At 42.5% G+C, this 18,376-nt stretch carries 17 protein-coding genes; 7 read left to right on the forward strand and 10 right to left on the reverse strand.

The window, feature by feature from the left end; translation table 11 throughout:
• Positions 1-9: 9 nt before the first annotated feature.
• From A7985_RS08495 to A7985_RS08525, 7 genes are all read left to right on the forward strand, one after another.
• On the forward strand, positions 10-1,290 hold the full coding sequence (locus tag A7985_RS08495) for a class I SAM-dependent methyltransferase (protein WP_065789952.1): 1,281 nt from the start codon (positions 10-12) through the stop codon (positions 1,288-1,290).
• Positions 1,271-2,332: a Gfo/Idh/MocA family protein gene (locus tag A7985_RS08500; RefSeq protein WP_065789953.1), complete on the forward strand. Its 1,062-nt coding sequence runs from the start codon at positions 1,271-1,273 to the stop codon at positions 2,330-2,332. The genes A7985_RS08495 and A7985_RS08500 overlap by 20 nt, the downstream gene beginning before the upstream one ends.
• Complete coding sequence (locus A7985_RS08505; protein WP_065789954.1) at positions 2,311-3,195, forward strand: SDR family oxidoreductase; 885 nt, start codon at positions 2,311-2,313, stop codon at positions 3,193-3,195. Before A7985_RS08500 ends, A7985_RS08505 begins: the two co-directional genes overlap by 22 nt.
• Entirely contained in the window at positions 3,183-4,646 is a 1,464-nt protein-coding gene (locus tag A7985_RS08510) for a PfkB family carbohydrate kinase (protein WP_065789955.1), read from the forward strand. Before A7985_RS08505 ends, A7985_RS08510 begins: the two co-directional genes overlap by 13 nt.
• Position 4,647: 1 nt before the next feature.
• Positions 4,648-5,355 (forward strand): nucleotidyltransferase family protein, encoded by a 708-nt coding sequence (locus A7985_RS08515; RefSeq protein ID WP_065789956.1) that lies wholly within the window; start codon positions 4,648-4,650, stop codon positions 5,353-5,355.
• A 66-nt stretch (positions 5,356-5,421) separates the two neighbouring features.
• Positions 5,422-6,099: a class I SAM-dependent methyltransferase gene (locus A7985_RS08520; protein ID WP_065789957.1), complete on the forward strand. Its 678-nt coding sequence runs from the start codon at positions 5,422-5,424 to the stop codon at positions 6,097-6,099.
• A complete protein-coding gene (locus A7985_RS08525; RefSeq protein WP_065789958.1) occupies positions 6,089-7,066 on the forward strand; it encodes a GNAT family N-acetyltransferase in 978 nt (325 codons plus the stop codon). The genes A7985_RS08520 and A7985_RS08525 overlap by 11 nt, the downstream gene beginning before the upstream one ends.
• 41 nt (positions 7,067-7,107) lie before the next feature.
• On the opposite strand, the gene A7985_RS08530 is transcribed toward A7985_RS08525, so the two are convergent.
• From A7985_RS08530 to A7985_RS08575, 10 genes are all read right to left on the reverse strand, one after another.
• Positions 7,108-8,472: an NAD(P)-binding protein gene (locus tag A7985_RS08530; protein ID WP_065789959.1), complete on the reverse strand. Its 1,365-nt coding sequence runs from the start codon at positions 8,470-8,472 to the stop codon at positions 7,108-7,110.
• Positions 8,473-8,485: 13 nt separating this feature from the next.
• Entirely contained in the window at positions 8,486-9,811 is a 1,326-nt protein-coding gene (locus tag A7985_RS08535) for a DUF4910 domain-containing protein (protein WP_065789960.1), read from the reverse strand.
• Between the two features lie 2 nt (positions 9,812-9,813).
• On the reverse strand, positions 9,814-11,898 hold the full coding sequence (locus A7985_RS08540) for a motility associated factor glycosyltransferase family protein (protein WP_065789961.1): 2,085 nt from the start codon (positions 11,896-11,898) through the stop codon (positions 9,814-9,816).
• Positions 11,899-11,909: 11 nt separating this feature from the next.
• Positions 11,910-12,209 carry a hypothetical protein gene (locus tag A7985_RS08545; RefSeq protein WP_065789962.1) on the reverse strand — a complete coding sequence of 100 codons (300 nt, stop codon included), beginning with the start codon at positions 12,207-12,209 and terminating at the stop codon, positions 11,910-11,912.
• Positions 12,199-12,627, reverse strand: a complete 429-nt coding sequence (gene fliS / locus A7985_RS08550; RefSeq protein ID WP_063370731.1) for a flagellar export chaperone FliS — start codon at positions 12,625-12,627, stop codon at positions 12,199-12,201. The genes A7985_RS08545 and fliS overlap by 11 nt, the downstream gene beginning before the upstream one ends.
• A gap of 17 nt (positions 12,628-12,644) precedes the next feature.
• The gene (fliD, locus tag A7985_RS08555) at positions 12,645-14,069 is read right to left on the reverse strand and encodes a flagellar filament capping protein FliD (RefSeq protein WP_065789963.1); all 1,425 of its coding nucleotides are present in this window, start codon (positions 14,067-14,069) and stop codon (positions 12,645-12,647) included.
• Positions 14,070-14,090: 21 nt separating this feature from the next.
• Entirely contained in the window at positions 14,091-14,501 is a 411-nt protein-coding gene (locus tag A7985_RS08560) for a flagellar protein FlaG (RefSeq protein ID WP_065789964.1), read from the reverse strand.
• 86 nt (positions 14,502-14,587) lie between these two features.
• A complete protein-coding gene (locus A7985_RS08565) occupies positions 14,588-15,550 on the reverse strand; it encodes a flagellin N-terminal helical domain-containing protein (protein ID WP_065789965.1) in 963 nt (320 codons plus the stop codon).
• A 163-nt stretch (positions 15,551-15,713) separates the two neighbouring features.
• Entirely contained in the window at positions 15,714-16,679 is a 966-nt protein-coding gene (locus tag A7985_RS08570; protein WP_065789966.1) for a flagellin N-terminal helical domain-containing protein, read from the reverse strand.
• A gap of 461 nt (positions 16,680-17,140) precedes the next feature.
• Positions 17,141-18,103 (reverse strand): flagellin N-terminal helical domain-containing protein, encoded by a 963-nt coding sequence (locus A7985_RS08575; RefSeq protein ID WP_065789967.1) that lies wholly within the window; start codon positions 18,101-18,103, stop codon positions 17,141-17,143.
• Positions 18,104-18,376: the final 273 nt, after the last annotated feature.

Raw genomic sequence — 18,376 nt, forward strand, 5'->3', positions numbered from 1 at the left:
GTGAATGATATGAAAGCAGAACAACATCAATTAACGACAAAACGAGATAACTGCAGATTATGCTTAAGCACCGACGTGCCAGTGGCTATCCCTTTTGCTGCCACACCCTTAGCTGAAAAGTATGTTTCTGATCTCAACAGCCCACAGGCACCTGCTTTACCTGTTGATCTCTACATATGCAACGATTGTGGCCATGTGCAAATCCTAGATGTTGTTGATCCGACTTATTTATGGGCTGACTACACCTACCATTCAGGACAGACACAAGGGATAGTGAACCACTTCAAAGAAGTTTCTGAAATGGTGCTAGACCTATATGGCCCATTCGATAAACAATTTGCCATTGATGTAGGCAGCAATGACGGGACATTTTTAAAGTGCTTTAAGCAAAAAGGCTTCAAAGTCCTGGGCATTGACCCTGCAAGTGCTATCGCAGCAAAAGCCACCAGCGAAGGCATTGAAACAATTGCCGACTTGATGACTGAAGAGAAAGGTAAGTTCATTAGTGAGCAGTATGGTACGGCAGACTTAGTGACGGCATTCAATGTGTTTGCACACGCTGACGAAATGATTGATCTGCTCAAAGGCATTACTAAGGTACTGGACAAAGACGGGCTCTTTGTTTTTGAAGTGTCCTATCTAAAAGACATCATAGATAAAATGCTTGTTGGCACTATCTTCCATGAGCATCTATGCAATCACTCATTACAGCCTTTGGTCAAGTTTTTGGCCGCAGAAGGGCTAGAAGTAATACATGTTGAGCATGTATCTATCCAAGGCGGTTCAATTATCGGGTTTGCTCAGCACAAAGGCGCAGCGAGAACAATACAGCCATCTGTTGCTGCAATGCTAGAAAGTGAAGAAGCAGCAAACCTCCACTCCATGGAAGCAATGAACTCGTTTGTTGCACGATTGAATAGCATGAAACAAGAAGTCAAAGCAATAGCAGACTCAGCCTTGTCAAATAACGGCATAATTGCAGGGTACGGCGCTGCACGCAGTGGCCCAATGCTGGTTACACAGTTTGAATTAGGTAATCAAATTAGTGAAATTTACGATGATCACCCGCAAAAAGTTGGCAAATATACACCGGGCGATCATATTTTGGTTAAAGCAACATCTGCACTAAACGAAACACAACCAAACTTAGTGGTCATTTTAGCTTGGATCCATGCTAAGGCAATTGTTAAAAAGCATGTAGATTACCTTGAAAATGGTGGACAATTCCTGACTTTGACACCCACTGTGCAATTAATTACTAAAGAGAACTATGCAGATTTCATCGCCTAAAATAAAACTCGGTTTTGTTGGTGCAGGCTTTATTGGTCAAGTTGCGCATATAGAGAATTATGCGCAACTTGAAGAGTGCGAACTTCATGCGATTGCTGATTTAAGACCAAAGTTACGAGAACAAGTCGCTGATAAATTTGCGATCGCACAGCGTTTTGAAACACACACGGACCTTTTAAACAATACTGATGTAGACGCTGTCATCATTGTCACTGCACGTGTTCATACAGCCGATGTCGTCAGGGACTGCTTACTCGCTGGCAAGCATGTGTTTAGTGAAAAGCCCATGGCAGGCAATAGCCAAATTGCAGCGGAATTGGTTGAATTGGCTGCGCAAAAAGGCTTGGTATATTGCGTTGGCTACATGAAACGACATGATCAAGGGGTCATCAAGGCCAAACAGTTATTTGATCAAGTCATGACTGACAACTCTTTAGGAAGCCTGCTTCAAGTTAGTGCGCAGTGCTATATGGGAGACAGTTATTGTAAAGCAGCTGGTTATATTCACGGTCAAGAGCAAAGGCCACAAATGCAAGAAGAAGCCTTGTTTGCTCCCCACTGGTTAAAAGAAGAACATAAGCCAATATTTGCTCGCTATGTCAACGTGCATTCACACTTGCTCAATCTGATCCGACACTTTTTGAATACGACGCCAAGCGTTGAGTACTTTAATTACTTATCCCCTTTGGCGCACACATGTGTGATGCGCACCGATTCACAGCTAATTGTTCTCGAAACCGGGGAAGTAAATCAAAAAGATTGGCAGGAGAAGTGTACCTTTATATTCGAACAAGGTCAGCTCATCATTACCTTGCCGCCTGCACTGCTTCGAAATGTACCAGCGCACATAGAGCTACGCAGGCATGGAGATGTCACAGAGAATACTCACTACCAAGTAGAGTGGTCTTGGTCTTTTAAAAATCAAGCCAGCGCGTTTATTCAGGACGTTAGAAATAGAAATACTGACAGCACAATAAGTGCGCAGCAAGCATTGACAGATATTCAGTTAGCAGAGGCAATATGGAAAAAGCTCAGCAATTAACGCCGATTATATTTGGGGCGAGTGGTCTACTCGGAGGCCACTTATATCAACATTTTTATGCGCAAAACCCTAACACAGTTGGTACTTATGGCAAACACCCGGCTGCTGGGTTACAACACTTTGATCTTGAAAGCTCATCGCTAGATGATTTACAACTCGATGATAGTCAAAATTACACTGCTATCATCTGCGCCTCGCTAACGAACATTGCCCAAATTAACGCAGAGCCTGAGCAAACCGCTGGCGTCAATGTACATGCAACTAGCCGCCTTATGATGTCGCTACACCACCGCCAAATCCCAATTTTGTTCATTTCAACAGATAATGTCTTTCCGGGCATCCATGGCAATTATTACGACGATAATAACGAAGCGGCAGTGTCTGAATATGGTATCCAAAAGCGCAGAACCGAGTCTCAATTAATGTCTATTACCGATGGTGCCGCATGTGTGCTGCGCTTGGCAAAAATTATCGGCAATAGCCCAGATGATGGTACGCTGCTCAACGATATTGCCAAACAGCTACATTCAGGGGAAGCTGTAAGAGCAGCGTCAGATCTGATCTTTAACCCTACCGCGATTGAAGATATCATCAATGCTATTGACTACCTCATTCAACACAAAACTCAGGGCATTTATAACTTTTGCAATCCAGACTCATATAGTCGATTGGAGTTAACGCGCTTAATGGCCAAAGCACTGAATAAAGGCGCAAGTAAAATAGAACCTATCTTGTTTTCTGAATTAGACCCTTCTGGAAAGCGTCCGCTAAACACCAGTATGGTTAACTCTGAGCTATTTACAGACTTTAGCTTCAAGTCGATCCACACATGCATTGAGGAACAAGTAGTATGGCAGAGTTAAACATTACACCCAGATGCGTTATTGTTCAGGGTAATTTCGATGTCTTGCATCCAGGCCATATCCGACTTTTAAGTTTTGCCCGCGCCTGTGGTGACAAACTGATAGTCGCGGTCAATACCGATGCTGCCATGGCAGTAAAAAGCAGAATAAATGAGACTCACCGACTTGAAATGATCAATTCACTCGAATGTGTTGATGAGGCATTTCTCACCTCCAAATCACCTCAAGACACAATCGAGGAATATAAGCCGTATGCCGTGGTTAAAGGGAAGGAGTTTGAAAGTCGAGACAACCCTGAACTTGCCGCGCTTAATCAATACGGTGGAAAGTTGATTTTTGGTTCAGGTGAATACGAAACCATCGCCGAACAGTATATCCGCAAGGCCAATAAACTTGGTAGCAACTTTGATTTTTCTGAAGCCAGCGCCTTTGCACAACGACATGATATTACGCAAGAAAAGTTGAATCATGTCATGGACAGGCTCAATGAACTAAAGGTGTTAGTCATTGGTGAAATCATCGTCGATGAATATGTTCAAGGAACTGCCGTGGGTATGTCCCAAGAGGACCCCACGATCGTAATGACCCCTAACAAAACTGAAAAGTTTTTAGGGGGCGCCGCCATTACCGCAGGCCATATTAAATCTCTTGGCGCGCGCTCAGTCTCGTTGTTTTCAGTCGTAGGTAACGATGCTGCAGGGCAATATGCAAAAGACAAAATCGGGCAATATAATGTCCACGCAGAACTTTTCACCGACACGACTCGCCCCACGCCACTAAAAACAAGGTATAGAGCTTCAAATAAAACGCTGTTGCGAGTCAATCAGGTAAGGCAGCACAAAATCGCAAAAGAGTTGCAAACGAGCCTGCTCAAAAAGTTAGAAAAAGCGATACCTGATATTGATTTACTGGTTTTCTCTGATTTCAACTATGGCGTTTTGCCCCAGCCCTTGGTTGAGGCAATCATCACCCTATGTAAAGAGCATCATGTAAAGGTCGTTGCAGATAGCCAAACATCATCTCAAGTTGGTGATATTTCGAGATATCATGATATGGATCTTATCACCCCGACAGAGCGAGAAACCCGAGTTGCACTTAATAACCCAGATGACGGGTTAGTTATCTTGGCCCATAAACTGTCAAATCGCTCCAATCCGAAAAACTTGGTGATTACCCTCGGTGAAGAAGGCATCTTCATTCATATTCCCAACCGACAAACTAATGACTGGGAAAATGACAGGTTGCCAGCACTCAATCGCAATGCGACAGATCCGGCTGGCGCAGGAGACTGCTTTTTAGCCGCCAGTTCTTTGGCGCTGTGTGTCGAATCTTCTCCTTGGGAGGCGTTCTATCTAGGAAGCTTAGCCGCAGCTTGCCAAGTTGATTCACTGGGAAATACCCCACTTTCTTTAACCGTGCTTAATCAAGCTATATCTGAGTCATTTAAATAAAATGAAAGCGATTTTACTCGCCGCAGGCCTTGGTACTCGCTTGCGGCCAATTACAGACTCCATACCTAAATGTCTTGTACCAATAGGCGCGCAACCGCTTTTAGGTTTGTGGATAGACAAGTTGGTTGCGCTAGGCGTCAATGATATCTTGATCAACACGCACTATTTCAGTGAACAAGTGGAATCATTTATCGAGACACATCCACACAAAGACATCATCACTTTAGTACATGAATCTCAATTGCTTGGCACCGCAGGAACACTTGTCAAAAACAAAGCATTTTGGCGCGATGAAGACTGTTTTGTGATCCACGCTGATAACTATTGCCAAAATGACTTAGCAAGCATGGTGTCTATTCATCGAAACAGAAGCGACAATACTGATGCGACACTATTACTCTTCGAGTCTGCAAACCCTCAAAGCTGCGGTATCGTTAAATTAAACCAACACAATGTGGTAACTGAATTTCACGAAAAAGTGCCCGAGCCTCCCGGCAACTTGGCAAGTGGCGCACTCTTTATTTTTTCACCGCAAGTTTACGACCGCTATTTCGCAAGCCTCGAGGCTGGGCAACATTACGAATTGAGTATCGATGTTGTACCAGACATGATTGGACGTATTCAAGGGTGGCAAGTCGATGGTCATTACTTAGATATCGGCACACCTGAAAACTATCAACTGGCTCAGTCGTTGAGCACTGAGCAATAAATAATACTAAGTTGGCTGGCATCTATATTGCTAGCTTCAACTAAACAAAACAAAAAGGTATGTAATATGTCATTTTGTCAAAATTGGGACGACCTGTATCGCGCCAACCAGCATATGTCTGTTTGGCCATGGAGTGATGTAGTTGCGACGGCATTTCGTCACACAGCACTGCGTCAAGCATCTCAAGACTTTAAAATTCTAGAAGTGGGCTGTGGCGCAGGCGCTAACTTTCCATTTTTCCTGTCATACTGTGACAACGTTTATGGCATCGATGGCAGCGAATTCATTATCGATAATTTGAAAGCGCGTTTCCCAAAAGTGGCTGACACGCTTTTTGTTGGTGATTTTACCCAACCATGGCCATTTAACGAGCAGTTTGATCTTATTATTGACCGTGGAGCATCTGTGCATAATCCACCCAGCAGTATCAAGCGCTACCTAAAACAAGCTCTAGAACAGCTTAAACCTGGTGGCATTTTATTGATCACTGACTGGTTTAGTACCAAACACTCAGATTATGATAAAGCCCCCATCTCTATCGATAAATATACTAAAGCGGGCTATACCAGTGGCGCATTTGCAGATGTCGGCAACGTCAATTTCTTCGATAAAGAACTGATCGAAGACTTGGTTGTGGGTTTTGACGTACTCTCTTTCAACCATAGCAGCAATGAAGACGTGCAAACAGGCCACTGTCACTCTTCATGGAACATGGTACTCAGAAAGCCTGACAATGAAGCATAAATTTACTTTAGTTCCCACTGAGCTTGATGCAGACTGGGATAACTTTGTGGCCAATTCGCCACAAGGTAGTCCCTTCGTTCATAGTGATTTTATTGCCGCTCTGGCGCTGCCTTACCACGCATATTATTGCTGTAAGGGTAATGAGAAAATGGCGCTTGTACTGCTTATTACCGATGAACAGGGGCAGTCTGTGGTAGGACACCATGATGTCATCCATGATGGTATTATGCACCGCGATACACAACACCTAAACAAGTCACAGAGACACTCTGAACATTTTGCAGTACAAGAAGCCATAGCACAGTACATTGCAGACAAGTACGAGGCCGTATACCTCAAACTACACCCAAGTATTACGGACATTCGCGCTTTCTTGTGGGTTAACTACCATAATGATGGGCCCAAATATAACGTTGTGCCCCGTTACACATCGACGATTGACATCGCTGAGTTCGCGGATGAGCAACTACAGAATGAAGATTCGATTAGCTACCAAAACAGCTCTGTATCAAGGCGGCAAGAAATTCGCTATGGGTTAAAAAAAGGTGTGAGTATAAGCAATTCAGATAAATTTGATACGTTTGCTAAGTTTTATGGGCTAACCATGGCTAGGCAAGGTATTGAGATATCAAATTGTAAGCTCGACGCCCTTAGCAAACAGGTATCACAACTCGCCGCACAAAGTCGCCTAGTGATGTTTCAAGCGCAAGATAGCGAAGGAGCTATTGGCAGCTTTGCGACCTTTTTAATCCATAATGACACTGCCTATTATTTTTATGGTGCTAACAACCCAACGATGAGAGATAGTCATACTGGTACCGCTGTTTTGTGGCAGGCTTTTCCTGAATTGGCAAAGATGGGGATTACGAAATTAGACTTAGAAGGCATTAACAGCCCACAACGCGGTTGGTTTAAGTTGAGTTTCGGCGGAGATATCACGCCCTATTTTCACTTACGATTAAAGTAATCACTATTTATGTAGGCATGGCATCTATGATGCCAGGCCTATTAAAGCTTATCTATTGACTCAAAAGCATCCACCAGCACTTCAGCTTGACGCCAACAGCGACCGCTATAGCGGCCCGAAATTATCAAATTATCAACACTCGCATTTAACAACTCATAGTTAGCTTGATTTAATTGTTTAAATTCCTGAGTAGGTACAGGGAAAGTATTATTAATTGCTTGTTGCTCATGACTGATAACTTGCGCGTCATCGGCGACCACTTGCATCGCTTTTAGCTCATCGACAATGCACTCGAGACTATACTCAGATACTTCATCTGCCGCGCACAAAATCTCTGCCGAGAGGTGGTTATGAGTACTCTGTTGATTTAAGTTGGGATAGAGCGTTAACCTGAAAATATCAGTTTTGTCGTCCCATACCCACAGATAATGTGACTTAGTATCTAGCAGGGGTTTATCAAAATTAATGTGGTAAATGACCGCGGTTCGTAACTCGACTTTGCCCCGCTTTGGCGTCAAGCCCATAGCATTAAGCGCTATAAATGGCGGCGCACTCCAAAACAGTAAGTCACAAGCCAATACCCTATTAGAACCCAGTTCAAGCGACGTTACTTTTTGTCCTGTATGACAAATCTTACTCACCATTTCAGAAGTGATAATTTCGATACCTGCTTGTTCGACTTGTTGCTGTAATTCAGCAACCCAGTGCCCGATCCCTTGCCCATTTACAGGGTAAAAATACTCAACATCTTGCAAGTTATCTTGCTTTTTCCTGCGTAAAAAGTCTTGCTCAGTTTGATAACCCAGTTTGCTGTCAAATGCAGGGAGAGATTTCAAGCTGGCTGTAACATCAGCAGGTAGCGCCAAAATACGGGTAAAACCAAATAAGCCCGCTTCCATGGTCAAGCCAGCTAGATCAACACCTTTACCATAGAGCTTTCGCAAAATTGGGGCTACGATACTCTCAGTAAAGACAACGCCTAAAGACTCTAAGCAATATTGGTATATAAATTCGCTTTGTGGTATTTGATTAAGTCCAATGAGCTCACCGCAACCTTTTGAATATACGTCATTTGGTAACCTTCTTGCATCTGGAAATGGGCTGGATAAATCCCAGTCGCCGGCAAAATAGTTACCTGAACATAACTTATTGATGCGATTCCATGTGGTTGCATCATCAGCATTTTTAAACAGGATATGGTCTAACTCTTGGATCCCTGTTGCATTGGGAATATGCGAACCCATGTCATATGCTGCGCCACTACTATCTTTAATCGAACAAAATAGTCCGCCAAGCTGCGAAGCTTGCTCTAATAAAACAACATCATAGCCTCGCTTTCTTAATAGTAATGAAGCAACTAGGCCACATACACCGCCACCTACCACCACTGCACTTTGATTTGCCATACTGCCCCCTCTACTAACGACGGCTATGATCTTTCATGATTAGTAATTTTTGTGCTTCAAGTTTCTCAAGTGCAACTTTAAAGTCACTAACCGGTATGCCCATTTTATTCGCTATATCAATGGTATCGTATTCGCCATCACTGTAGTGAAGCAGCATCTTTATTTGGTTTAGCTCATCCACCTGCTTTTTTCTTTCTTCACTAAAAAAGCTGAGTGTTGGATACAACCCGCGATCACTAAGTTGTGGCTCACCATAAGGGTACTGGTTTTCAAACACAGTGGTTTGTTCCATCTCAAGGAAAATTCGCTCAAGTTTATCAATGCTATCTAGCAACGGTTTAATACCCATATATTCTTTATCGTCCAAAGACGTATGATATTGAGAGTAACCGTCATGAAAACTGCGGCTCACACAGCATACAGGGAACTGAAAGCCAGGCGCATTGTACTGCCTTTCATCAGATCCAGATAACGGACAAAAAGAGATATTACGGTGACCGTGCCCATGATCATTAAGGTGATAAAGCAATTTGTCTAATAGGCCATTATCATTACGACTGTGTTTAAAGGTTAACTCTTGTTGTTTACCTCCTACACAGTTAATAATCAGGCCTGCGACCATATTCTTCGAAAAGTTCTTATGCTCCAAATGTAGCAGCCCTAAACTGCCTATTGTTTCAGGGTGCAAAGCGAACCTATATGTATAACGGCGCTTTGGCCACTTCTTTATCCGATGGTATAGCCCCAACAACACCAAAGGCCCACTGAGTTCATTGTTCGCCATAGATGGGTGACACAAATATGAGCTCAGCAAAACCTCTTGCTTGCTGTCGCCCTCTAATATTGTTTGCGCAATATCGAGATTGCCATCAACAAACTGACTTTTTACAACCGCTCGATAATTCCCCTCTGGCAGACTATCTCTGGCTTGCTGAGATAAACAAAACCCCCAGCGCTTTTTGTAATAACTCGTCACGTAAGGAATGGCGGTAGGCTGTTCGGGCAAGCTGTAAAGGTGGTTTTGTAACTCATCGAGCGGTAGTATTTTGTCTACCGCTTCTGAATAGTTCACTACTTCAAGGTTTAAGCGATGCATATCTGCAACTCTCGTCCCATCTGGTGCCTCTAAATAGGCCTCACTGCAATGCCACTCTTGTGGTACCTGCCAGTCAAAAATCTGAGTGCCTGTTTTTATTGAGCTGATTTCCAATGGCATATACTGTGAAAAAATATCGTAGCTCTGTCTTAAACCAGGGCCTGTGATAGAGCGTAATATGGGAAATAGCTTGTCATACAAATCACTATAAAACTGCTCTGATTCAGTGTAAGTTTGAGTCACTTTTAATCCCTTCCTAAGTCACACTTTTCGCGATAGTTATCTTTATAGAAATCTTTCATTTCAGATACATACCCTTGCCACAAGGTATTAATTTTTTGGTAGCTCTGCAGTGTAAACTCTTCATTTTTATAGGTGTACAAGAGCGTTAGCATGGGGCAGTGGTAATACAATAACGCCCCTTTTATCATATGAAACAAATGATTTAACGCCGAATTTTTAAATGAATAAACATACCTAGCCTGTCGCATTAACAATTCCGACGCTTCCACTCTGGTTTTTACTGGCTCCTTGGCAAGACTTAAAATGTGATCACAAATTTCGTTAAACCCTTTCACCCCAACTAACTCATCATTGATTTGCTCTACGTTAAAAGGGGTAAAAAAGTCGGCTTTTAGCGACTCTATCTGCGCAAATTTATCTGCTTTGGTTGGTATAGGAAGGAGCTCTTCAGCAGGGATTTCATAAGCGCCCGTCAACTTCGCCCCGTTACCCACATTGTAAATTGTTCTTTTCGGATAGTAATCAATCACGTTTTCTAACTGACTGTGCGCCATCATGAACAAATCATTCGTCTCAACTTGTCCTCCAAAGTTAGCTGGCAAGTATTTACCATCCATCTTCAAACAGAACATACCCTCTTCATCTTCATCATCTTGATCCATCTTATAGATGCTGTCCTTACTGTGGTGTTCGCCTGTCAATAAATTGCCATTATCGATACCAAATAAGTAGATGTTTTTAAATCCAGCATACAGTGCAAAAGACAAAGCCGCATTTGCCACCACAGGATTACAATACGGAATAAGTGGGATCCCTTTGTTCAGCTCTGTGTGACCCAATATTTCGAGTAAAAATGTACCAGCTTCACTACCTTTACCTGCAATGCCAGCCCACTTGTAGCGATCGATGTTGTCGGGATAGAGTGTATTGAGCCCAATCAAGTTTGTTTTTTTATAGACTTCTTGAGGCACAATGTCCCCAAAGATTTTATAATTTGAATAAGGCCGTTCAACAAGGATATGAAAATCGACTTCTATTCCTTTGTTATACAAGGTCGCAATAGATGTACCAGCTGCAAGCAAAATGGCATTGTGTTTATTCGCCTTGATAAACGCTTCTGCTTCATCCAAAGATGGGCCATTCCCCAATATAAAAACCGGTGTTGACAGATCTATGCCGGCGCTTTGATTACCAGTCAAAATAGGGGCGTTTTTCTCTACTAGATGGATACTGTGAGAAAGACCAGTGATAGCATCATTAAAGAAGCCATGTCCGAATTGAAATTTGAAGTATTCACGAGACCACTGCTGAATGAGCTGTACAACTTCAGATTGGGGTGTATGTTGATAACAAAAGCTACGCACCAAAGAGAATGCGCCTATTCTTTCGACTAACACTTCCAAGTCTTTTATAAACGTACCGGTGTCAGCACCGAGCTGGAAGAACATGTTTCCACCACGTTCGTCCACTTGCTCAATCAGCTTATACCAGTCGGTACAAAATAAACTGGCAAAGAAAACTTCTAGATCAGGCTCTACAAGGAAGATGTACTCGAAATTAACTCGGTTAAATAAGATTTCTAAATGATAACCAAGCCCGATTCCAAACATAATCCCAGTTGGAAAATGCGCAGGTAAGGCGCCCAACTGTGGCTCATTTTCTTTTTGTATTTGTTCCATTGATTCAGACAGCGATCTCATGTAACGCACATGAATTCGCTCGTCATCTTTGCTGGTTTCATAAGAGGTGTAATCTGTGGCGCAATACACAGGCGTATTGATATTCAGCTCGACCTGGGCTTCACTTTGCGCAATGGGATCATCACTATAAAGCGGTGCACTATAGCCTTTTGGTACAAAATTACCATGACCTGATTTCGTTACGTGTATACAAAAGTCATCACGTACAGAAAATTCACTGAAAGTTTTGGCTATATCGGGGTAATACTTTTCAAAGCAGGCCATATTTTTGGCAAACCTTTCATTCGCTTGCTCTGCAAAGATGGCTTCTCTTTTCTGGTGTTCTAAGGATTCAGATAATTTATCATCTAATGATTGGATTTGTTGTTCGATTGATTTTTCATTCATAAATGTTCTGGCTACTGCATGCCTTTATAAGCATTTATTTTTTTCTTGTTAGATAGGTGTTTACCAAGCTTTTGGGATACGTCTGCTTTTTGACTGCCAAGCAAATCACTCAACTCACCTATCTTGTCATAAAAGTGTGCAAGCATAGAAACTTGAGTGTCAGAAAGCTCAACGTCTTGATTGTCAAATAGCTGCTTTATACACTCATCTATTTTTTGCACTTCTCCTTGGGCATCTTCCAGCTTTCCATTGTGACAATACACTTCAAGCTGGTCTAAATATGATCCAATATCATCTATATTAGCCGACATTCGCATCTGTGCCATTTTGCCCTAACGTTTTTTCTCTCACATCATAAGGAATGGCATCCCAAGCAGATTTGATTTCTTTCAATAAGTTCGAGACTTCGTCAATAATAGCTGGGTCATTTTGCAAGCTGGCATCTAGTAATCTGTCTAGCATGTAAGAATACAGAGCATACAAATTTTCTGTTACTTCGCCACCCACTTCAAAATCTAGGCAGTCTCTCAATGCGTTAATAATCGCAGAAGACTTTGAAATATGCTCAGATTTAGCTTCTAAATGCTTTTTCTCAATCGCAACCTTGGCAAGCACCATTTTTTCGATTGCACCTGCCATCAGCATTTGAATTACTTCGTATCTATCAGCACCTGCTACTCGAGTTTTAAGTGCCTCACGCTGATAGTTTTTTACTCGTGCGTTATACATAACGGCTCCTTAGTGTGTTATTTCTTACTAGTAAATCCTGGTAGGTTTGCCAGTTGAGCGCCTAAATAGTTTTGAGTTTGCTGCATTTGCGCTATCAAGACATCTAGACCTGCATACTGTTTCCTTAACCTTTCTTCCAAAGATTGCATTCTGTATTCATGATTGATTACATCATCCTCTAAGTCTTTAATTTGACTATTGAGGCTCTCTTCCCTTTGTTTTAATAAACCACCTGAATCTACATAGTTGCCTAGTAACGATTCGAGTTCTTTGGCAACACCATTAGGTCCTGCAAACGCTGTGCCAATATCGTCATAATTTGAGTCCATGGCATCATTTAAGCTACGAACCAAAGATGACTTCTCGAGGTAGCCTTCTTTATCTACCCCTAAACCGATATCGAAAATCGAGCCAAATGGCCCAGCATCGGTAAGTGGTTTTGACAATGCTGTGACTAATTGGTCATCGAGGCTACGCATTGACGAGTCACCATTGAGCGGTTTGCCTATTCTGGTTTGAAATCCGATCTGGCCTATCAATGCATTATAGTTCGAAATAAACTCATCGATTAATGTATTCACTGACTCTCTATCATAGTCAATGTTAAGCTTTGCTGTTTCATACTTTGAGGTTGTGGCGTCTTGTACACTCAGCGCCTTCGCAGTGATGGTCATATCTTGTACGGCGTCTTTAAAGGTATTAGTTGCACTTGTAACTTCAAGACCATCAACCGTTATTTTCGCATTCTGTGCTTTATCTTCTGTCGCAATACGCATGCCGCCCGTTGGGTTAGTTGACGCGTCATAAGTCTCTATTGCGTCTAGTTCAGAGGTGTTACTGGTGATGACCAAGTCATTGCCATCGCCTGTTTCACTTGAAGTTAATACCAACTTACTGCCGATAGCAGCGTCACCTGTATTTACGATGTTTGCTGTTACGCCAAAATTGGTGTCACTTGCATTGATGGCATCACGTAATTGACTTAGCGTCATACCCGCTGTTACGGTTAAATCAAAAGACTTCGAGCCTGCAGCAAAAGAAAGGGTTCCCCCAGATGCACTTACAACAGCATCACTTGAGGCAAATGCGTTATCTGCACTTACTGCTCGGCTACCCTGTGCCAATTGCGTTACCGCTATATCGAAATCACCGACAGAAATTTTTGACGTAGGAGTCACACTGATGATGTCACCGCTACTCGGCTGCGTGATATTTGCAACCCGTTTATTAAAATTATCCAGATCTGCCAATTTCTCGACAGTATCGTTAAGCTTGGAGATAGCAGATTTCACTTCGCCAACCGCTGATAACTCAACTTTTAGCGCTTCATCTTTTTTCGCGAACTGTTGCATCTTGGGCACATTTTCAGCATCCACAGACGCCTTAATGATACTTTCAAGATTCAATCCTGAACCTACGCCCGCTGACGTAATAAGTGGCATTTTGCTACCTCCAACTAATTATCAAGCTGTTCTATCGAACAACAAGCCTTTGCCTGATACCTTATCGGCAAATTCATCCAAAGCCTTAGCTACTTCACGAAATTCCTCAGAAGGTATTTCCCTTATAACCTCTTCACTGTCTCTATCGATAACTCTGATGAATGGCGGATCTCCATTTTCATCAAACTCGAATGACAAATTTGTAGACGTAACTGGTAAAACATCGTTGAGTCTACCAAGGTTAGCCTTAACTTCCTCAAAAAGTTCGGATTGAAGGTTACCCTCTTCCTCCCTTTTTTGGCGCGCGGTTTCAACTTTACTCGCATCTTCAATTGCACGCAAAGTATCAGTCCCTTCTTCGGGCTTCGTTTTCTCGGGAGTTGGCACTATGTTGTTCGATCCAACTCCAGCTGAAGATTGAACATCTTTCACAATACACCTCCAAGCAACAAGCCTAGTTTATAGTATACGTCAAGTTTGCAATTTAGTCCCAAACTTGACGCTACTATCACGCCAACTTAACCAAGTAGAGAGAGTGCGACCTGAGGTCTTTGGTTAGCTTGACTTAGGATAGAACTACTTGCCTGTTGCAGAATCTGCATCTTAGTTAGACTTGCAGTTTCTGAAGCAAAGTCGGTATCTTTGATACGAGATTTCGCAGCTGCTAGGTTCTCAGATACATTTGACTGGTTACGGATAGTAGACTGGAATCGGTTTTGAACCGCACCAAGCTCCGCACGCTTTTTGTCAACGACGGCAATAAGCGAGTCCATACCAGCTAAAACAGCCTGAGCGTTTGCTTGTGAAGAAACAGATATACCTGTCGCAGAGAACACGTCAGAAAACGCCGTGTTGTCAGCTGATGCACCTACAGTGTTACTAATAGTACCTGTAGTGGCTGAAAGAGAAGCGCCTGTTACAGCACTTGCAACGCCAGCAATACCTGACATGGTGAAGCCACCTTGTGCAGTTATTGAGTTTGCAGTACCACCAACATTTTGCATACTGAAAGAGATTGTCTGTACAGCATCCGCACCTACCTGAAAGTTCGCGTCATAAGTACCATCAAGTAAGTTTTGACCACCAAACGTGGTATCTGCTGCAACCCTGTTTACTTCCGCAGAAAGTGAACGGATCTCTTCTTGGATTGCCAATCTATCTTCATCTGTATTTGAACCATTTGATGCTTGCTGCGCCAAAGTTCTCATACGCTGGAACATTTGCGTGGTTTCATCTAACGCACCTTCAGCTGTTTGCGCTAGTGAAATACCATCGTTTGCATTTCGAATACCCTGATTCAAGCCATTAATCTGACCTGTTAAACGGTTCGACACCTGCAAACCCGCTGCATCGTCTTTCGCACTATTAATACGAAAACCCGATGATAGTCTTTGGAATGATGTATCCAAAGAGGTGGCAGAATTATTCAACTGCCTTTGTGCGTTCAAAGAACTCACATTGGTGTTTACATATAAAGCCATAATAGCCTCCGCTTTATCAATATCAATCGAAGTAGCGGGATACCCCTACCCTGCTATTTCGATAAGATTAGAGTCCTACATTTCTAGTTCTCTAACTCTGGTATCGACATGTAAAGCGAAAGCTTTAGCCTTATTTGCAAATTTTTTAATTAATTTTTAATTTTTACCCTTGTAACAGACTCAATGCTGCTTGAGGTCTTTGATTCGCTTGACCTAATATAGTCTGACTTGCCTGTTGCAAGATCTGGTTTTTAGTCAGTTTAGCTGTTTCCATCGCAAAGTCAGCATCACGAATACGAGATTTTGCAGCTGCGAGGTTTTCAGAAATGTTAGCTTGGTTACGAATTGTAGACTGGAAACGGTTTTGTACCGCACCTAACTCAGAACGTTTTTTATCAACAACCGCAATTAGTGCATCCATACCAGCAAGTACTGCCTGTGCATTTGCTTGCGATGACACACTGATCCCACTGGCAGTATACACATCAGAAAACGCAGTATTGTCAGCGGATGTACCAACGCTGGTACTAATTGTACCTGTTGTGGCACTTAATGAAGCACCCGACACGCCACTCGCAACGCCAGCAACACCAGACAGCGTAAAGCCGCCATTCCCAGCTAAGCTGTTAGCTGTGGCACCAACATATTGCATACTAAAGCCAATTGTTTGTACCGCGTCAGCGCCCACTTGGAAGTTTGCCGCATATGAACCATCTAGTAAGTTTTGACCACCAAAAGTGGTATCAGATGCAACACGGTTAACTTCTGCCGCCAATTGACGGATTTCTTCTTGAATCGCCAAACGGTCTTCATCAGTGTTTGAACCATTCGCCGCTTGTTGTGACAGTGTACGAATACGTTGGAACATTGATGTAATTTCGTCCATCGCACCTTCTGCCGTTTGCGCCAGTGAAATACCATCATTAGCATTTCGGTTACCTTGGTTCAAACCAAGTATCTGTGATTGCAAACGGTCTGAAATTTGCAGACCTGCCGCATCGTCTGCAGCACTGTTGATACGAAGACCTGAAGATAATCTTTTAAAAGAAGTATCTAGTTCAACGCCCGACTTCTGCAACTGTCTTTGTGCATTCAGCGAGCTGACATTGGTATTTACAAATAAAGCCATGATTCACTCTCTCTATTCAAACGCTCTTATAAGAGCGGCTATTGAGTACAAGGAGGCAATCCATATCGAAAATTACTTTTTTACGATGGGGCAATAAACTGCCACTTGTACAACTTTTCAAAGTTTGAATAGATAAAAGCAATCTACATGCCAAAAAATAAATTTATTTTTGACAGAATGCGACAAAGATACGTAAGCAGTTGATTTTATTTGACCATTTATTTTAAGGGGGATAAAAAAGGAGGCTACTGCCTCCTTTTTTTAAAGTTTGAGAGTGAGTGTCAATATTTTATTCTAAATATTGGCACGGAAAGTGCTAACATTAATGTGTTCATTGAATACATGAACTGTTTTGGATTTTAAGCTCCTCCGCTTTATCATCCAATTCCGGTGTCTGTGTTAATACCCCATCAAGCACAGACACCATTTTCTTCCTCCGCTTTATCTTATCTACCTAGTTATTATCCAAGTAGACTCAATGCTGCCTGCGGACGCTGGTTAGCCTGACTTAGAATTGTTTGGCTAGCCTGTTGTAGGATCTGCATTTTAGTTAGTGATGCAGTTTCCTGAGCAAAATCAGTATCCTTGATACGAGACTTCGCAGAAGATAGGTTCTCAGCAATGTTCGATTGGTTACGGATTGTTGATTGGAATCTGTTTTGAACCGCACCTAGTTCCGCACGTTTTTTATCAACTACTGCTATCAGTGCATCTACACCCGCTAATACTGCTTGCGCATTTGCCTGAGAAGAAACCGAGATTCCGCCTGCGGTGAATACATCAGAGAACGCTGTATTATCTGCTGACGCACCCACTGTTGTACTGATAGAACCCGTAGTTGCAGAAAGTGACCCACCTGTTACACCACTTGCCACACCGGCAATACCTGACATAGTGAAACCGCCGTTTGCAACTAAACTGTTCGCCGTACCACCAACAGTTTGCATACTGAAGCTGATTGTTTGTACTGCATCAGCACCTACCTGGAAGTTCGCTGCATATGAACCATCAAGCAGGTTTTGACCACCAAACGTTGTATCTGCTGCAACACGGTTAACTTCTGACGAAAGTGAACGAATTTCTTCTTGGATTGCAAGACGGTCTTCATCGGTGTTTGAACCGTTAGCTGCCTGTTGTGACAGAGTACGGATACGTTGGAACATCGACGTAACTTCGTCCATCGCACCTTCAGCGGTTTGCGCTAAAGAGATACCGTCATTCGCGTTACGGTTACCTTGGTTTAGACCGTTAATCTGTGAAGTTAGACGGTCTGAAATTTGTAGACCTGCCGCATCGTCTGCTGCGCTGTTGATACGGAAGCCTGATGATAGACGCTTGAATGAAACGTCTAACGAATTGCCTGAATTATTTAACTGTCTCTGAGCATTCAATGAACTTACGTTAGTATTTACATAAAGTGCCATGGTAATTCTCCCACTGTAAACTGAGTACTTACTCTCAAACTTGTAACTCTTTCGCCTTGGAGTTTTTTAAACTGTCCGGCTTGGTTAATTAAGTTATCGGACGGCAAATTATTTCCTTTAGATTTTTTTCAAAAAAAATTATAAGCAATTGAATAATATAGAATTTTATTTGTTAACCAGATTAAATGGCATAAAACACTTTGGGCTTTGTACAAAATTACAAAATGAAAGAGGTGTTTCTTTTCCCTGTAAATTCAAAGAATAAGTACGAAG

The sequence above is a fragment of the Pseudoalteromonas luteoviolacea genome, assembly GCF_001696455.1.
GTDB lineage: Bacteria > Pseudomonadota > Gammaproteobacteria > Enterobacterales > Alteromonadaceae > Pseudoalteromonas > Pseudoalteromonas luteoviolacea_C.

Excerpts from the sequence above, each read along its gene's own strand:
- A7985_RS08545 (WP_065789962.1), bottom strand. The coding sequence starts at position 12,209 with ATGTCGGCTAATATAGATGATATTGGATCATATTTAGACCAGCTTGAA.
- A7985_RS08565 (WP_065789965.1), bottom strand. The coding sequence starts at position 15,550 with ATGGCTTTATATGTAAACACCAATGTGAGTTCTTTGAACGCACAAAGG.
- A7985_RS08530 (WP_065789959.1), bottom strand. The coding sequence starts at position 8,472 with ATGGCAAATCAAAGTGCAGTGGTGGTAGGTGGCGGTGTATGTGGCCTA.
- A7985_RS08520 (WP_065789957.1), top strand. The coding sequence starts at position 5,422 with ATGTCATTTTGTCAAAATTGGGACGACCTGTATCGCGCCAACCAGCAT.
- A7985_RS08495 (WP_065789952.1), top strand. The coding sequence starts at position 10 with ATGAAAGCAGAACAACATCAATTAACGACAAAACGAGATAACTGCAGA.
- A7985_RS08505 (WP_065789954.1), top strand. The coding sequence starts at position 2,311 with ATGGAAAAAGCTCAGCAATTAACGCCGATTATATTTGGGGCGAGTGGT.
- A7985_RS08525 (WP_065789958.1), top strand. The coding sequence starts at position 6,089 with ATGAAGCATAAATTTACTTTAGTTCCCACTGAGCTTGATGCAGACTGG.
- A7985_RS08575 (WP_065789967.1), bottom strand. The coding sequence starts at position 18,103 with ATGGCACTTTATGTAAATACTAACGTAAGTTCATTGAATGCTCAGAGA.
- A7985_RS08515 (WP_065789956.1), top strand. The coding sequence starts at position 4,648 with ATGAAAGCGATTTTACTCGCCGCAGGCCTTGGTACTCGCTTGCGGCCA.
- A7985_RS08570 (WP_065789966.1), bottom strand. The coding sequence starts at position 16,679 with ATGGCTTTATTTGTAAATACCAATGTCAGCTCGCTGAATGCACAAAGA.
- A7985_RS08500 (WP_065789953.1), top strand. The coding sequence starts at position 1,271 with ATGCAGATTTCATCGCCTAAAATAAAACTCGGTTTTGTTGGTGCAGGC.
- fliD (WP_065789963.1), bottom strand. The coding sequence starts at position 14,069 with ATGCCACTTATTACGTCAGCGGGCGTAGGTTCAGGATTGAATCTTGAA.
- fliS (WP_063370731.1), bottom strand. The coding sequence starts at position 12,627 with ATGTATAACGCACGAGTAAAAAACTATCAGCGTGAGGCACTTAAAACT.
- A7985_RS08540 (WP_065789961.1), bottom strand. The coding sequence starts at position 11,898 with ATGAATGAAAAATCAATCGAACAACAAATCCAATCATTAGATGATAAA.
- A7985_RS08510 (WP_065789955.1), top strand. The coding sequence starts at position 3,183 with ATGGCAGAGTTAAACATTACACCCAGATGCGTTATTGTTCAGGGTAAT.